This is a genomic window from Citrobacter sp. Ce104 (genome assembly GCF_030334595.1).
Lineage (GTDB): Bacteria > Pseudomonadota > Gammaproteobacteria > Enterobacterales > Enterobacteriaceae > Citrobacter > Citrobacter europaeus.
Genome location: NZ_JAOWDP010000021.1, coordinates 17546 through 33063, shown reverse-complemented (window position 1 = coordinate 33063; position 15518 = coordinate 17546). Strand labels below are relative to the sequence as shown.

The following is a 15518-nucleotide window of genomic DNA, read 5'->3' as shown; positions in this document are numbered from 1 at the left end:
ATACGCTTCTTATCGATTTATTACATTGAGCATCGGTATATACGCATAACTTGCGTGAATAATGTGTCTAAGGAGTTAACATCATGTCTAATGATGGAACTATGATCGGAAGTAATCAAAATATTACCGTCAGACCTTTCGGGTTAAGAGATAAATTCGGTTATTTATGTGGCGACCTCGGAACCTGTTTTATTCTTGGACTGGTAAATAGTTTTTTAATGATTTATTACACCAACGTCCTTGGTATTTCCGGCGTCATTGTTGGTTCACTCTATTTTGTGACCAAACTCTTTGATGCGTTTGTCGACGTTGGTGTAGGGCGCTTATGTGATACCTCTAAACTGACGGTTCATGGGCGTTTTAATCCATGGGTGCGGCGGATGAAGTATCCGTTCTGCATCATTGCGGTCGTCCTGTTCCTGCCGTTTGTGCATGATTTTTCTTATACGGCGAAAATTATCTACATCTGCTGTTCCTATTTTATTTACGGTTCGCTGTTATCGACGGTGAGTATTCCGTATGGCGCCATGTCTGCAGCTATTAGCTCGAACCCGGAGGATCGCGTATCGCTGTCAACCTGGCGCAGCGTTGGGTCTGCCATCGGCGGCGGGACAACCGGCTTTTTTATTCCAATCCTGATGTACACCACCCTGGTGGACGGAAGCCAGGTGATTTCCGGGCAGCATTTCTTCTGGATTGCTATTGGTTGTTCAGTGCTGGGCTTTATCTTTTTAACGTTGACCTGTCAGTTAACGACGGAACGCGTGCGGGTGGAAAGAAAAGAGAGCATGCCTGTTTCTGTGCTGCTAAAGGGGCTGTTACGCAATAAGGCGCTGATTGTTTTAGTGGTTGTGGATCTACTGATCGTGATTAATCAGGGGTTGTCTGGTACCAACATGACTTACCTGTTTAACGACTATTTTCATAACAAAGAGGCTATGTCCGTTGCCTTGCTTTTCACCTTTGGCTCTCTGGTTTTGCTGGCGCCATCGGCATCCTGGCTCACAAGACGCTTTGGTAAGAAAGAAGCCAGCGTCGGCGCGTTGCTCTTTGCGGTAGCCATGTATCTGCTGATGTACTTCACCCACATTACCGACGCGAAGGTCTATTTGGTGTTCCTGTTCCTGGCAACGCTGGGGGCCGGATTATTCAATCTGATGATTTGGGCGTTTATGACTGATGTTTGTGATTATCATCAGTATGTCACCGGCGATCGTGAAGATGGAACCGTCTATGGCGTGAACTTCTTTGCCCGTAAAGTTGGTCAGGCGTGCGCAGGGGCTATTGGCGGCTTTATGCTGGCCATCATTGGATATCAATCTTCGTCAACGGGCGGCGCTGTGCAAACCAGCATCGTTCAGGAAAACATCTATACGATGGCGAATCTCTTACCGGCTTTATGTTTGTTTTTGGCGGCGGTCATTCTGATTTATTTCTATCCGTTGAACCGTAAAGAAACGCTAAAAATGGAAGAGACTTTGAATAAGCTCAATGGTATCAGTAAGTAACATAGTGAGAAGCGGCGGGAGTGATCCCGCCTTTTCTCATCTGTCTTCAACAATCAGTATTCCCACGTTTCTGGGTTGATACCCAGTTCACGCATGATTACCTTTGCTTCTTCCGGGATTTCATCGCTGCGCTCTTTACGCAGGTCGTCATCGTTGGGTAAGGGTTGCCCGGTAAAAGCATGCAAAAACGCTTCACACAGCAGTTCGCTGTTAGTGGCGTGACGCAGGTTGTTAACCTGACGACGCGTGCGTTCATCGGTAAGGATTTTTAACACCTTCAGAGGAATGGAAACCGTAATTTTTTTGACTTGCTCACTCTTCTTACCGTGCTCAGCGTATGGGCTGATATATTCGCCGCTCCATTCAGCCATGAGATACCTAATCCTCTTTGTCATTAATATTGAGGCCAGAACCTGAGCCCAGACCATAATTGCGCGTAGTTTATCGTAGTGGCGTGGCCCTGACACGAAGTAAGCCGACGCAGATGTACGCTAATGCATATAATTTTAACGGCTATTTCCAGTTTGCTCAATCTATACGCAAAGAAGTTTAGATGTCCAGATGTATTGACGGCTATCACAACTATGATTACTCTGGTGTCTGACTTTTCACCGACTCAGCCAGGATCTCCTCAATATGACGCGTAAACAGGCCACCATCGCAGTGCGTAGCGGATTAAATGACGACGAACAGTACGGTTGCGTTGTCCCGCCGATTCACCTCTCCAGCACCTATAACTTTACCGGTTTTAATGAGCCTCGCGCCCATGACTATTCGCGCCGCGGCAACCCAACGCGTGATGTCGTTCAGCGTGCGCTGGCGGAACTGGAAGGTGGGGCGGGGGCTGTACTGACCAATACCGGCATGTCGGCGATTCATCTGGTGACCACGGTCTTCCTCAAGCCAGGCGATCTGCTGGTCGCACCGCACGACTGCTACGGTGGGAGCTATCGTCTGTTTGACAGCCTGGCAAAGCGTGGCTGTTATCGCGTCCTGTTTGTCGATCAAGGCGATGAGCAGGCGTTGCAAGCGGCACTGGCGGAAAAACCGAAGCTGGTGCTGGTAGAAAGCCCAAGCAACCCGCTGCTGCGCGTGGTGGATATTGCGAAAATCTGCCAGCTGGCGCGTGAAGCTGGCGCGGTCAGCGTTGTCGACAACACTTTTTTAAGCCCGGCCCTGCAAAATCCTCTGGCATTAGGCGCCGATCTGGTGTTGCATTCATGCACGAAATATTTAAATGGTCACTCCGACGTGGTGGCCGGTGTAGTGATAGCAAAAGATCCGGAAACGGTCACTGAACTGGCATGGTGGGCGAATAATATTGGTGTGACCGGCGGCGCGTTTGATAGTTATCTGCTGTTGCGCGGCCTGCGTACTCTGTCTCCTCGCATGGAGGTGGCGCAACGTAATGCTCAGGCGATTGTGGATTATCTGCAAACTCAGCCGTTGGTGAAAAAATTGTATCACCCGTCATTGCCGGATAATCAGGGCCATGAGATTGCCGCGCGTCAGCAAAAAGGCTTTGGCGCGATGTTGAGTTTTGAGCTGGATGGCGATGAGCAAACGCTGCGCCGCTTCCTCAGTGGGTTGTCATTGTTTACGCTGGCGGAATCGTTAGGGGGCGTTGAAAGTCTGATCTCCCACGCCGCAACCATGACACACGCGGGTATGGCGCCAGAAGCGCGTGCTGCTGCCGGAATTTCGGAAACGCTGCTGCGTATCTCCACCGGTATTGAAGATGGCGAAGATTTAATTGCCGACCTGGAAAATGGCTTCCGGGCTGCAAACAAGGGGTAAACATGAGTGTGATTGCGCAGGCAGGGGCGAAGGGTCGTCAACTGCACAAATTTGGTGGTAGTAGTCTGGCTGATGTGAAATGTTATCTGCGTGTCGCAGGCATTATGGCGGAATACTCGCAGCCTGATGACATGATGGTTGTTTCAGCCGCAGGCAGTACCACTAACCAGTTGATTAGTTGGCTGAAGTTAAGCCAGACAGATCGTCTTTCTGCGCATCAGGTTCAACAGGCGTTACGTCGCTATCAAAGTGAGCTAATCAGCGGTTTGTTACCTCCCGAGGTGGCGGATGGACTGATCGCCGCGTTTATTCACGATCTGGAACGCCTGGCCGGGTTGCTCGACAGCGGTGTGAACGATGCCGTCTATGCCGAAGTCGTCGGGCATGGCGAGGTGTGGTCGGCGCGTTTGATGTCGGCCGTCCTTAACCAACAGGGGCTGGAGTCAGCCTGGCTGGATGCGCGCGATTTTTTACGTGCTGAGCGCGGCGCTCAGCCGCAGGTAGATGAAGGTCTTTCTTACCCACTGCTGCAGCAACTGCTGGCGCAGCATCCGGGTAAACGTCTGGTCGTTACCGGCTTTATTAGCCGTAGCAACGGCGGCGAAACGGTGCTGCTGGGACGTAACGGCTCCGACTACTCGGCGACGCAGGTTGGCGCGCTGGCGGGCGTTTCCCGCGTAACTATCTGGAGTGATGTTGCCGGGGTATACAGCGCGGATCCGCGTAAAGTAAAAGATGCCTGTCTGCTGCCGCTGCTGCGTCTGGATGAAGCCAGCGAATTGGCGCGTCTGGCGGCGCCGGTTCTTCATGCCCGTACCCTACAGCCGGTTTCCGGCAGTGATATCGATCTCCAGTTGCGTTGTAGCTATACGCCGGAGCAAGGTTCAACGCGTATTGAACGCGTCCTGGCTTCTGGTACCGGGGCGCGTATTGTGACCAGCCATGACGACGTGTGCCTGATTGAGTTCCAGGTACCTGCCAGCCAGGACTTTAAACTGGCCTACAAAGAGATTGATCAGATTTTAAAACGCACTCAGGTGCGTCCGCTGGCGGTGGGTGTGCATCCTGACCGCCAACTGCTGCAATTTTGCTACACCTCAGAAGTCGCTGACGGCGCACTGAAAATTCTGGATGAAGCTGGCCTGCCGGGCGAGCTGCGTCTGCGCCAGGGGTTGGCGTTAGTGGCGATGGTCGGGGCGGGCGTCACCCGTAACCCGCTGCACTGCCATCGTTTCTGGCAACAGTTGAAAGGTCAGCCGGTCGAATTCACCTGGCAGTCGGAAGAGGGCATCAGCCTGGTCGCGGTACTGCGCACCGGCCCGACGGAGAGCCTGATTCAGGGTCTGCATCAGTCTATCTTCCGCGCGGAAAAACGCATTGGTCTGGTGCTGTTCGGCAAAGGCAACATTGGCTCGCGCTGGCTGGAGCTGTTTGCCCGTGAGCAGAGCACGCTCTCGGCGCGTACCGGATTAGAATTCGTACTGGCGGGTGTGGTTGATAGCCGTCGTAGCCTGCTGAATTACGAAGGGCTGGATGCCAGTCGCGCGTTGGCCTTCTTTGATGACGAGGCGGTAGAACAGGATGAAGAGTCTTTGTTCCTGTGGATGCGCGCCCACCCGTATGATGATTTAGTGGTGCTGGACGTTACAGCCAGCGAGCAGTTAGCGGATCAGTATCTGGATTTCGCCAGCCATGGCTTCCACGTCATCAGCGCCAATAAACTGGCAGGGGCGAGCAACAGTAATAATTACCGTCAGATCCATGACGCCTTTGAAAAGACCGGTCGCCACTGGCTGTATAACGCTACCGTAGGCGCGGGCTTGCCGATCAATCATACCGTACGCGATCTGATTGATAGCGGGGATACCATTCTGTCGATCAGCGGGATCTTCTCCGGCACGTTGTCGTGGTTGTTCCTGCAATTTGATGGCACGGTCCCATTCACCGATCTGGTGGATCAGGCGTGGCAACAGGGTCTGACTGAACCTGACCCGCGCGTGGATCTTTCAGGTAAAGATGTGATGCGTAAACTGGTGATTCTGGCGCGTGAAGCGGGTTACGACATCGAACCGGATCAGGTACGCGTAGAGTCGCTGGTGCCTGCACACTGTGAAGAAGGCTCTATTGACCATTTCTTTGAAAATGGCGACGAGCTGAACGAGCAAATGGTGCAACGCCTGGAAGCGGCGCGTGAAATGGGGCTGGTGCTGCGCTATGTGGCGCGTTTTGATGCTAACGGTAAAGCACGCGTTGGCGTAGAAGCGGTACGTCCTGAACACCCGCTGGCGGCGCTGCTGCCGTGCGATAACGTTTTTGCTATTGAAAGCCGCTGGTATCGCGATAACCCGCTGGTGATCCGTGGACCGGGCGCAGGTCGTGACGTCACCGCCGGAGCTATTCAGTCAGACATCAACCGTCTGGCGCAGCTGCTGTAGTTTTTGTTGCCGGGTGGCGCTGCGCTTATCCGGCCTACGATTCGTGTGTAATGTAGGCCGGTAAGATGTGTAAGCTTCGCCATTTGGTATTGACTGGATGTTGTATTAATCCCCCCCTCTGTTAACAGACACACCATTTTATGCGTGTAGCCTTGTTGCCAAAAATATCGATAACCAGTTGCGCAATTGTTCATCGTTAAACAGTGGGGAAAAGCTCCCACATGCCCTTCAGCAATTGATAGTGAACAGTGATGTCATCCTGTTACCAACGATTTTTAATAGTCGTTGGTTTTGGCCCGCAACTATCACCGATGGATGTGAGTCTTCTCACATAAAAAAACCTTTCAGAACGTAACGTAGCGATTCTTTATATGACTGAAAGGGATTGATTATGAAGTTAAAAATGCTTGCTGTCGGTGTTCTGGTCTCTTTGCCGCTCTGGGCGAGTGCCAAAGATGTCACGATTATTTATACCAACGATCTTCATGCCCATGTCGAACCTTATAAAGTGCCCTGGATTGCCAATGGCACACGTGATATTGGCGGTTGGGCCAATATCACGACAATGGTAAAACAGGAGAAAGCGAAAAATAGCGCCACCTGGTTTTTGGATGCTGGCGACTATTTTACCGGGCCATATATCAGCAGCCTGACTAAGGGGAAGGCGATTATCGATATCATGAACACCATGAATTTTGACGCTGTCACCATGGGTAATCATGAATTCGATCACGGTTGGGACAATACGCTGCTGCAGCTGAGCCAGGCGAAGTTTCCGATCGTGCAGGGCAACATCTTTTACCAGAACAGCAGCAAAATGTTCTGGGATAAGCCTTACACCATTATTGAAAAAGATGGCGTGAAGATTGGCGTGATCGGTCTGCACGGCGTGTTTGCTTTTGATGATACGGTTTCCGCTGCGACACGTGTCGGGATTGAGGCGCGGGATGAAGTGAAGTGGTTGCAACGCTATATCGATGAGCTGAAAGGCAAAGTCGATCTCACCGTGGCGCTGATCCATGAAGGCACGCCAGCGCGTCAGTCCAGTCTGGGGGGCACCGATGTACGCCGTGCGCTGGATAAAGACATCAAGACCGCAGGCCAGGTGCAGGGGCTGGACATCCTGATCACCGGTCATGCGCATGTGGGCACGCCGGAGCCGATTAAAGTAGGTAACACCCTGATTCTGTCTACCGACAGCGGCGGCATTGATGTGGGTAAACTGGTGCTGGATTACCAGCAAAAACCGCATCAATTTACCGTGAAGAACTTCGAGCTGAAGACCATTTTTGCTGATGAATGGCAGCCAGACCCGCAAACGAAACAGGTCATTGATGGCTGGAATAAAAAGCTCGATAAAGTGGTACAGCAGACGGTTGCCAACTCGCCGGTTGAGCTGACGCGTGCTTACGGTGAATCTTCTTCGCTGGGAAATCTGGCGGCAGATGCGTTGCTGGCTGCGGCGGGTAAAGATACCCAGTTAGCGCTTACGAACTCGGGCGGCATTCGGAATGAAATCCCTGCAGGGGCCATCTCCATGGGCGCAGTCATTAGCACCTTCCCGTTCCCGAATGAGCTGGCAACCATGGATCTCACCGGGAAGCAGTTACGTAACCTGATGGAGCACGGCGCGGGTTTAAGCAACGGTGTATTGCAGGTGTCCAAAGGGCTGGAGATGAAGTATGACAGCAGTAAACCGGTTGGTCAGCGGGTTAGCGTATTGACGTTAAACGGCAAACCGATTGAGGATGCCACGATTTATCACATTGCCACCAATAGCTTCCTGGCGGACGGTGGTGATGGTTTCACGACATTTACTGAAGGTAAAGCGCGTAACACATCCGGCGGTTACTATGTCTCTAATGCGGTCGTTGATTATTTCAAAGCGGGAAATACGCTGACGGATGAGCAACTCAAAGGCATGCGTGTGGAAGATGTGAAACCGTAGTGAGGTCAGGCCAGCAGATATTCCGCTGGCCTTTGTTTTAACCTCTGTAGGAGGCAAACACCTCTTTTGCAGCGAACAAACCGTTGAGTGCCGCAGGGAAGCCAGCATAGACGGCCATCTGCATTATCACTTCAACGATCTCATCCTGCGTTAAACCCACGTGTAATGCGGCGCCAATATGCACTTTCAACTGCGGTGCAGCGTTGCCCAGAGCCGTTAATGCCGCGACGGTAGCGATTTCTCTACTGCGTAAATCCAGCCCCGGCCTTGAATAGATGTCGCCAAAAGGAAATTCAATCAGGTACTGGGCGAAGTCTGGCGCAATATCCTGCAGACTTTCGACGACCGCATCGCCCCCTTTACCATCCACTTTTTGCAACATCTCCTGACCGGTAATAAAGCGTTCTGAAGGCATCATTTCTTCCTCTTTCGTGTGGTCTGTGGCGTGAGGATAGAGCGTGCGGAATGATTGGGATAATACCGTTTCCGTGATACCTTTTCGGTATGACAACATCGTCTTTGCACTCTCTGGATATTCGCCTGCTGCGTTACTTTTCCGTAGTAGCGGAAGAGAACAATATGAGCCGGGCGGCGCAGCGCTTGTTTATGTCGCAGCCGCCGCTGAGTCGCCACATTCGCCAGCTTGAAGAACGCCTGGGGGTGACGCTTTTTGTCCGTCATACCCGGGGGCTTACGCTGACGGAGGACGGGCAGCGCGTACTTGAAATCGTACGCCCGCTATTGGCGCTACAGGATAAAACCTGGGCGACGCTGAGTCAGTTAGCGAAAACGGGGGAGCAATCTCTGCGCTTAGGACTAAGTACGGCGTTTGAGCAGGGCGTTTTTGCGGCGCTTGAGTCGCAGCTTAATATGCGCGTACAGAAGCTACATATTGTCCGGCATAGTTCGCCGGAACTGGCCCGCCAGGTGCGGCGGGGAAAACTGGATGCCGCGCTGGTGGCACTACCGCTTGAAACTTCGGGGCTTAGCGTCACGCCGCTTGGCTGGCAAGAATCGATGATCGCCGCTTTACCCGCGCTCTGGCCAGAGGCGGCGCTGTCGTCACTCTCATTAACCGCGCTGAGCCACCGACCGCTGTTCTGGTTCAAACGCGAACGTAACCCTGCCTTCTTTGATTACACCCGACACATTTTTCGTCGTGCGGGTTACTCACCTGCCTGTATTGAAGAGCCACTTGAACATGACATATTGCTGGCGCGGATCGCGCAGGGTGACGGTCTGAGCCTGATTCCAGCCTCCTTTTGCGCGATCCAGCGTCAGGGCGTGATCTTCCTTCCGCTTACCGATACAGAATTGCGTATTAGCATGGGGTTGCTGATGCTGCCTGAGAACGTAACAAAATTAGGATGGCTGCAGACGGTCGTGACGCAATCCCTCATCATTTCAGGCTGATGTGAATTTTTTTCACATTGGCTGAGTATTCCTCACCTTTAACGATGATTTTTGTGTTGACGCCAGCGTGCTTTTCCGTCATTTTTACATCTAGACGTCTAAACGTATAGCAGTTCACAACACAACATATAACGACAAAAGATTGATGAGGTAAGGTATGAGCTTTTTTCACGCCAACCAGCGGGAAGCCCTGAATCAGAGCCTGGCGGAAGTACAGGGTCAGATTAACGTTTCGTTTGAGTTTTTCCCGCCGCGCACCAGTGAAATGGAGCAAACCCTGTGGAACTCCATCGATCGCCTGAGCAGCCTGAAGCCGAAGTTTGTTTCAGTCACTTACGGTGCAAACTCTGGTGAACGCGACCGTACGCACAGCATTATTAAAGGTATTAAGGATCGCACGGGTCTTGAAGCGGCTCCGCACCTGACCTGTATTGATGCGACCCGCGATGAGCTGCGCACCATTGCTCAGGACTACTGGAATAACGGTATTCGTCATATTGTTGCCCTGCGCGGTGATCTGCCGCCGGGAAGCGGTAAACCAGATATGTATGCCTCTGACCTGGTGACTTTGCTGAAAGAGGTTGCGGACTTTGATATCTCCGTTGCGGCTTACCCGGAAGTGCACCCGGAAGCGAAGAGCGCTCAGGCCGATCTGCTGAACCTGAAGCGTAAGGTTGATGCCGGTGCGAACCGCGCGATCACCCAATTTTTCTTCGATGTAGAAAGCTATCTGCGTTTTCGCGATCGCTGCGTGTCTGCGGGAATCGATGTGGAAATTATTCCGGGTATCCTGCCGGTATCTAACTTTAAACAGGCGAAAAAATTTGCCGACATGACCAACGTCCGCATTCCGGCGTGGATGTCGACCATGTTTGATGGCCTTGATGACGATGCGGAAACCCGCAAGCTGGTGGGGGCAAACATCGCCATGGACATGGTGAAAATTCTCAGTCGCGAAGGGGTGAAAGATTTTCATTTCTATACCCTTAATCGCGCTGAAATGAGCTACGCAATTTGTCACACGCTGGGAGTAAGACCAGCATAATCAGTACGTCAGCCCTCTTCGGAGGGTTTTTTGTTGATCACTTTGATCTACATCTCTGTAACTTTAAATATAAAAGGAATTAGCTATCGAATCTGTGGGTTTTTTCGACTATATCTTATCTCTGGTGGTGTATATCGTAGTCAGAACACTGTAAAGGGAGCATATAGATGAGCATGTCCGACGATAGCCAGAACGCATCAACTGCCGGTAAGTGTCCTTTCCATCAGGGCGGGCCGGATCACAGCGCGGGTGCAGGAAGAAATAACCGCGACTGGTGGCCGAATCAACTCCGCGTTGATCTTTTAAACCAACATTCCAATCGTTCGAACCCGCTGGGTGAGGACTTCGACTACCGCAAAGAATTTAGCAAACTTGATTACTCTGCCCTGAAAGGGGATCTCAGAGCCCTTCTGTCCGAATCTCAACCGTGGTGGCCTGCTGACTGGGGTTCTTATGCCGGTTTGTTTATCCGCATGGCATGGCATGGTGCTGGGACCTATCGCTCCATCGATGGACGCGGTGGCGCGGGTCGCGGACAGCAGCGTTTTGCACCACTGAACTCCTGGCCAGACAACGTCAGCCTGGATAAAGCGCGTCGTCTGCTGTGGCCAATCAAGCAGAAATATGGTCAGAAAATTTCCTGGGCCGACCTGTTTATCCTCGCGGGTAACGTGGCGCTGGAAAACTCAGGTTTTCGCACCTTCGGCTTTGGCGCCGGTCGTGAAGATGTCTGGGAACCGGACCTCGATGTAAACTGGGGTGATGAAAAAGCCTGGCTGACCCACCGTCATCCGGAAGAGCTGGCAAAAGCGCCGTTGGGCGCAACCGAAATGGGCCTTATCTATGTGAACCCGGAAGGGCCGGACCATAGCGGCGAACCGCTTTCTGCGGCAGCGGCTATTCGCGCGACCTTCGGTAACATGGGGATGAACGACGAAGAAACCGTGGCGCTGATTGGCGGCGGCCATACGTTGGGCAAAACCCACGGCGCAGCACCGGCATCGCACGTTGGGGCCGACCCAGAATCCGCGCCGATTGAAGCTCAGGGCCTGGGCTGGGCCAGCAGCTATGGTAGCGGCGCGGGCGCAGACGCAATTACTTCCGGTCTGGAGGTTGTGTGGACGCAGACGCCTACCCAATGGAGCAACTATTTCTTCGAGAACCTGTTCAAATACGAGTGGGTGCAAACTCGCAGCCCAGCAGGTGCGATTCAGTTTGAAGCGGTTGACGCGCCAGAAATTATTCCCGATCCGTTTGATCCGTCGAAAAAACGTAAGCCGACAATGTTGGTTACCGACCTGACGCTGCGTTTCGATCCTGAGTTCGAAAAGATCTCCCGACGTTTCCTGAACGATCCGCAGGCGTTTAACGAAGCGTTTGCCCGTGCGTGGTTTAAACTGACGCACCGTGATATGGGGCCAAAAGCGCGTTACATCGGACCGGAAGTGCCAAAAGAAGATCTGATTTGGCAAGACCCGCTGCCGCATGCGTTCTTCAACCCAAGTGAAGAAGATATCCTGAAACTGAAGGCGACCATCGCTGATTCCGGGTTGTCCGTGGGCGAACTGGTATCGGTGGCGTGGGCTTCGGCATCGACTTTCCGCGGTGGGGATAAACGTGGCGGCGCTAACGGCGCACGTCTGGCGCTGGATCCACAGCGCGGCTGGGATGTGAATGCCACCGCGGCACGCGTTCTGCCTGTGCTGGAAGGTATTTATAAGTCTGCCCATACCGCTTCGTTAGCCGATATTATCGTGCTGGCCGGGGTTGTTGGTATAGAGCAAGCGGCTAGCGCTGCCGGTGTCAGCATCAAGGTACCTTTTGCGCCGGGCCGCGTGGATGCGCGTCAGGATCAAACGGATATTGAGATGTTCGAACTGCTCGAGCCGATTGCCGATGGTTTCCGTAACTACCGCGCTCGTCCTGACGTGTCGACCACCGAGTCGCTGCTGATCGATAAAGCGCAGCAACTGACGCTAACCGCACCGGAAATGACCGTGCTGGTGGGTGGTATGCGCGTACTGGGCACCAACTTCGATGGCAGCCAGCACGGTGTCTTTACCGATCGTCCAGGCGTACTCAGCACTGACTTCTTCGTCAATTTGCTGGATATGCGTCATGAGTGGAAGGCGGTTGATGAGTCACAAGAGCTGTTTGAAGGTCGTGACCGTCTGAGCGGTGAAGTAAAATACACCGCAACCCGCGCCGATCTGGTGTTTGGTTCTAACTCTGTACTGCGCGCAGTGGCTGAAGTTTATGCCTGCAGCGATGCCCACGAGAAGTTCGTGAGAGATTTCGTTGCCGCATGGGTAAAAGTGATGAATCTGGATCGTTTCGACCTGCTGTAACAGACGATGCCGGATGTCGCTTGCGCGGGTCCGGTATGGCATGAATAAAAAAATCCCCGCATTTGCGGGGATTTTCTATTTGCAGCTTATTCCCACTCTTGCAGGTAACGTTGACCGTACTGATCAGCCACCAGCAGGGCGGCATACACCTGGTCCGGGGTTGCGCCGCCAGGCATGTTGTGGATGGTTTCGCCCTCAGCACAGGCCGCCTCTGCCACAATGCGCATTTTCGCCGGGATATCCTGTTTGATGTCCAGTTGCGCCAGCGTAATTGGCAGTCCAACGGAATGACACAGTGCCGCCACGGTTTCAATTTCATCGACCGGCGCGTTTTCCAGCACCAACTGCGTCAGCGTACCGAAAGCCACTTTCTCGCCGTGATAGTAGTGATGCGCATCCGGGATTGCCGTCAGACCGTTATGAATGGCGTGAGCCGCTGCCAGACCACCGCTTTCGAAACCGACACCACTCAGATAGGTATTGGCTTCAATAACGCGCTCCAGCGCAGGCGTTACCACGTGCTGCTCGGCTGCCAGCATCGCTTTTTCACCTTCTTCGATCAGCGTATTAAAGCACAGTTCAGCCAGCGCCAGCGCCGCCTGGGTACACTGGCCGCCAGCCATGGTGGTTGCGCCGCTGCGTGAACAGGCACGCGCTTCGAACCAGGTCGCCAGCGCATCGCCAATACCTGCGGCTAACAGACGCGCCGGTGCGCCTGCGACAATTTTGGTATCAACAATCACCCTGTCCGGGTTGTTCGGCAGCAGCAAATAGCGATCGAACTCACCCGCATCGGTGTAAATGACGGACAGCGCGCTGCACGGCGCATCGGTGGAGGCAATAGTTGGTGCAATGGCGACAGGCACGCCCATAAAGTGCGCCAGCGCTTTGGCGGTATCCAGCGTTTTACCGCCGCCAATACCAAGTACGGCGCCACACTGCGCTTTCTCCGCCACGCCGCGCAGACGGTCGATTTCGTTTTGTGAACATTCGCCGCCAAACGGTGCAATTTCCAGCGCCAGTCCGGCATCCTGGAAGCTTTTTTCCAGCGCGCCCTGGGCAAAGCCTAAGACAAACTTGTCCCCAACGACCAGCCAGCGCTCTGCCAGCGGTTTGAGGTAGCTGCCAAGACGGGTAATAACATCAGCACCCTGGATGTACTTACCAGGTGATTGAATAATGCGATCCATACTTTATTTCCCTCACAGGTTGATGTGACCAAATGCGTTGTTCCAGTCCTGCTCAAACTTCTCTATTGCTGACTCTACCGCAGGAGTATTGAGCATTTGTTGCGCTACATCTAATGGCAGGGTGATTGCTTCGCATCCTGCCAGTAAGCAATCCAGCGCCTGACGCGGGGTTTTAAAGCTGGCGGCCAGTACCATGCTGTTTGGCGCATGCAGTTCCAGTAACGTTTGCAGCTCTTGTACCGTGCGAATTCCGTCTCCGCCCTGTGCGTCAATACGGTTAACGTAAGGTGCGATATATTTAGCCCCCGCCAACGCAGCCAGCAGCCCCTGAGAAGCACTGTATACGGCGGTTCCCAGCGTGGTGATACCCTCTTTTTTCAGCATTTTGATCGCGGCCAGACCTTCGGAGGTCACCGGGATTTTTACCACCAGCCCGGGGACCGCGTTGCTCAGCCGTTTGGCTTCCTCTACCATGCCCTGCGCGTCGCGGCTCATGGTTTGAGCAAACAGAATGCCCTCTTCGCCAATGGCGTTTTGCAGGCGCGGCAGCACATCCCAGATGGATTCTTTGCTTGCCGCCACAATGCTTGGGTTGGTGGTGACTCCCGCAATAGGGAAGATGCGTGCCAGACGTTCGACTTCCGCGACGTTGGCGGTATCTAGGTACAGTTCCATACAAAAACATCCTCTTAATTTTCTGTTAGCAGCCCGTTGCCGGGATGCTTTGCTGTGCACAGGATAAGAGTGTTTGGTCACGCTTCGCTATCTGACAAATCTGCCAAAAGCTGGATAAATGTAATGTGTCTCTCAAAGTGAGAGTTACTTCACATATCAGTTTCAGGTGAGATTATTCTGGTAGGGAGGTTAATGGATTTCTTTTTTGATATTACAAAAATCCAGTGAATGTTATTTTTGTCTTCTTTATTACCGGCGGAAATCTTTATCCGTCAACTGGCTATGATATTGCCGACGATATTCTGACGGCGAGCGTTCGGTATTTTTACGAAACAGGCGGCAGAAGTAGTTGCTGTCAACAAACCCGCAGGTGTGCGCCACTTCTTTGATCTTCAACTCGTAACCTTTCAGTAACGTCTTCGCGTGTTCCAGACGTGTGTGGTTCAGGTATTCGTTAAACCCGATGGCGCCCGTTTTTTGAAACAGATGGGAGAGGTAATTGGGAGAAATGTAAAACGCCTGCGCGACGGACTCTCGGGTGAGCGGCGAAGCGTAGCGTTCATCAATATAGTCGCGAATGGCTTCGAACAGCGCCTGACTGCGTGACGCGGTCTGGATCTGGCTGCCGAGCAGATCGCGGCAGTGGCTGAGTAAACTCGCGACGATTAACCTGGCGGTTTGCTGCTCCTGTGGTTGCATCTGCATTTCATTGAGCGTTTGCAGCAGGAAAGAGCCAATGCGTGGCCCACGCCGCGCGACGTGCTGGCGGGTAACATTTTGATATTGCTTACCGTCCCACTGGACGATGCTGAAACCCAACTGCTGTTTACCGAACAGGATGCTGAGTGTGGTCACCGGTGTGCGCCACTGGGGAAAGTTCCAGCCGCCAGCCGGAACGAACAGCACATCGCAAGGCAGTAACGTCGCGGGTGCGCCTGCAACGCCGTTATCGGTGAACTCACCTTCCAGCACAATCTCCAGCCGGGGGAAATCGACCTGATATGCCAGTTCCGGCGTTGAGCTATTGGTGCTGGCAAAATACACCTGGCGCAGCGGCGTGGGGCCGTTAATCAGGCGGGAGAGAAGATGACTGACGTCGTGATACATGTTAATCCCTTGCAGGCAGCAGACAGGGAGAACAGTAACCGCCATCATAAAA

The 15518-nt window shown here is 53.1% G+C and carries 12 protein-coding genes; 7 read left to right on the top strand and 5 right to left on the bottom strand.

What is annotated here, in order from left to right; translation table 11 throughout:
• Nucleotides 1–83: 83 nt before the first annotated feature.
• Nucleotides 84–1508 carry an MFS transporter gene (locus OGW16_RS01505; protein ID WP_047407403.1) on the top strand — a complete coding sequence of 475 codons (1425 nt, stop codon included), beginning with the start codon at nt 84–86 and terminating at the stop codon, nt 1506–1508.
• 53 nt (nt 1509–1561) lie between these two features.
• On the opposite strand, the gene metJ is transcribed toward OGW16_RS01505, so the two are convergent.
• Nucleotides 1562–1879, bottom strand: coding sequence for a met regulon transcriptional regulator MetJ (gene metJ / locus OGW16_RS01500; RefSeq protein ID WP_003825168.1), 318 nt, complete (start codon nt 1877–1879; stop codon nt 1562–1564).
• A gap of 265 nt (nt 1880–2144) precedes the next feature.
• On the opposite strand from metJ, the gene metB reads away from it, so the two are divergent.
• The 3 genes from metB (at nt 2145) to OGW16_RS01485 (ending at nt 7688) form a co-directional block, all read left to right on the top strand.
• A complete protein-coding gene (gene metB / locus OGW16_RS01495) occupies nt 2145–3305 on the top strand; it encodes a cystathionine gamma-synthase (protein WP_047407401.1) in 1161 nt (386 codons plus the stop codon).
• Nucleotides 3306–3307: 2 nt separating this feature from the next.
• A complete protein-coding gene (gene metL, locus OGW16_RS01490; RefSeq protein WP_100193815.1) occupies nt 3308–5740 on the top strand; it encodes a bifunctional aspartate kinase/homoserine dehydrogenase II in 2433 nt (810 codons plus the stop codon).
• Between the two features lie 391 nt (nt 5741–6131).
• Nucleotides 6132–7688, top strand: a complete 1557-nt coding sequence (locus OGW16_RS01485; protein WP_286517619.1) for a bifunctional metallophosphatase/5'-nucleotidase — start codon at nt 6132–6134, stop codon at nt 7686–7688.
• 37 nt (nt 7689–7725) lie between these two features.
• Here the strand turns inward: OGW16_RS01485 and OGW16_RS01480 are convergent, their stop codons facing one another.
• Nucleotides 7726–8103 carry a carboxymuconolactone decarboxylase family protein gene (locus OGW16_RS01480; protein WP_075145390.1) on the bottom strand — a complete coding sequence of 126 codons (378 nt, stop codon included), beginning with the start codon at nt 8101–8103 and terminating at the stop codon, nt 7726–7728.
• An 89-nt stretch (nt 8104–8192) separates the two neighbouring features.
• On the opposite strand from OGW16_RS01480, the gene OGW16_RS01475 reads away from it, so the two are divergent.
• From OGW16_RS01475 to katG, 3 genes are all read left to right on the top strand, one after another.
• Complete coding sequence (locus tag OGW16_RS01475; RefSeq protein ID WP_286517617.1) at nt 8193–9101, top strand: LysR family transcriptional regulator; 909 nt, start codon at nt 8193–8195, stop codon at nt 9099–9101.
• A gap of 157 nt (nt 9102–9258) precedes the next feature.
• Nucleotides 9259–10146, top strand: a complete 888-nt coding sequence (gene metF, locus OGW16_RS01470; RefSeq protein WP_043018935.1) for a methylenetetrahydrofolate reductase — start codon at nt 9259–9261, stop codon at nt 10144–10146.
• A 167-nt stretch (nt 10147–10313) separates the two neighbouring features.
• On the top strand, nt 10314–12494 hold the full coding sequence (katG, locus tag OGW16_RS01465) for a catalase/peroxidase HPI (RefSeq protein WP_080625885.1): 2181 nt from the start codon (nt 10314–10316) through the stop codon (nt 12492–12494).
• An 86-nt stretch (nt 12495–12580) separates the two neighbouring features.
• Here the strand turns inward: katG and gldA are convergent, their stop codons facing one another.
• The 3 genes from gldA to OGW16_RS01450 all read right to left on the bottom strand — a co-directional run bounded on the left by gldA (nt 12581) and on the right by OGW16_RS01450 (nt 15466).
• Nucleotides 12581–13684 (bottom strand): bifunctional L-1,2-propanediol dehydrogenase/glycerol dehydrogenase, encoded by a 1104-nt coding sequence (gene gldA / locus OGW16_RS01460; protein WP_003825158.1) that lies wholly within the window; start codon nt 13682–13684, stop codon nt 12581–12583.
• A 12-nt stretch (nt 13685–13696) separates the two neighbouring features.
• The gene (fsa, locus tag OGW16_RS01455; RefSeq protein ID WP_003825157.1) at nt 13697–14359 is read right to left on the bottom strand and encodes a fructose-6-phosphate aldolase; all 663 of its coding nucleotides are present in this window, start codon (nt 14357–14359) and stop codon (nt 13697–13699) included.
• 249 nt (nt 14360–14608) lie between these two features.
• A complete protein-coding gene (locus OGW16_RS01450; protein WP_286517649.1) occupies nt 14609–15466 on the bottom strand; it encodes a helix-turn-helix transcriptional regulator in 858 nt (285 codons plus the stop codon).
• Nucleotides 15467–15518 lie beyond the last annotated feature (52 nt).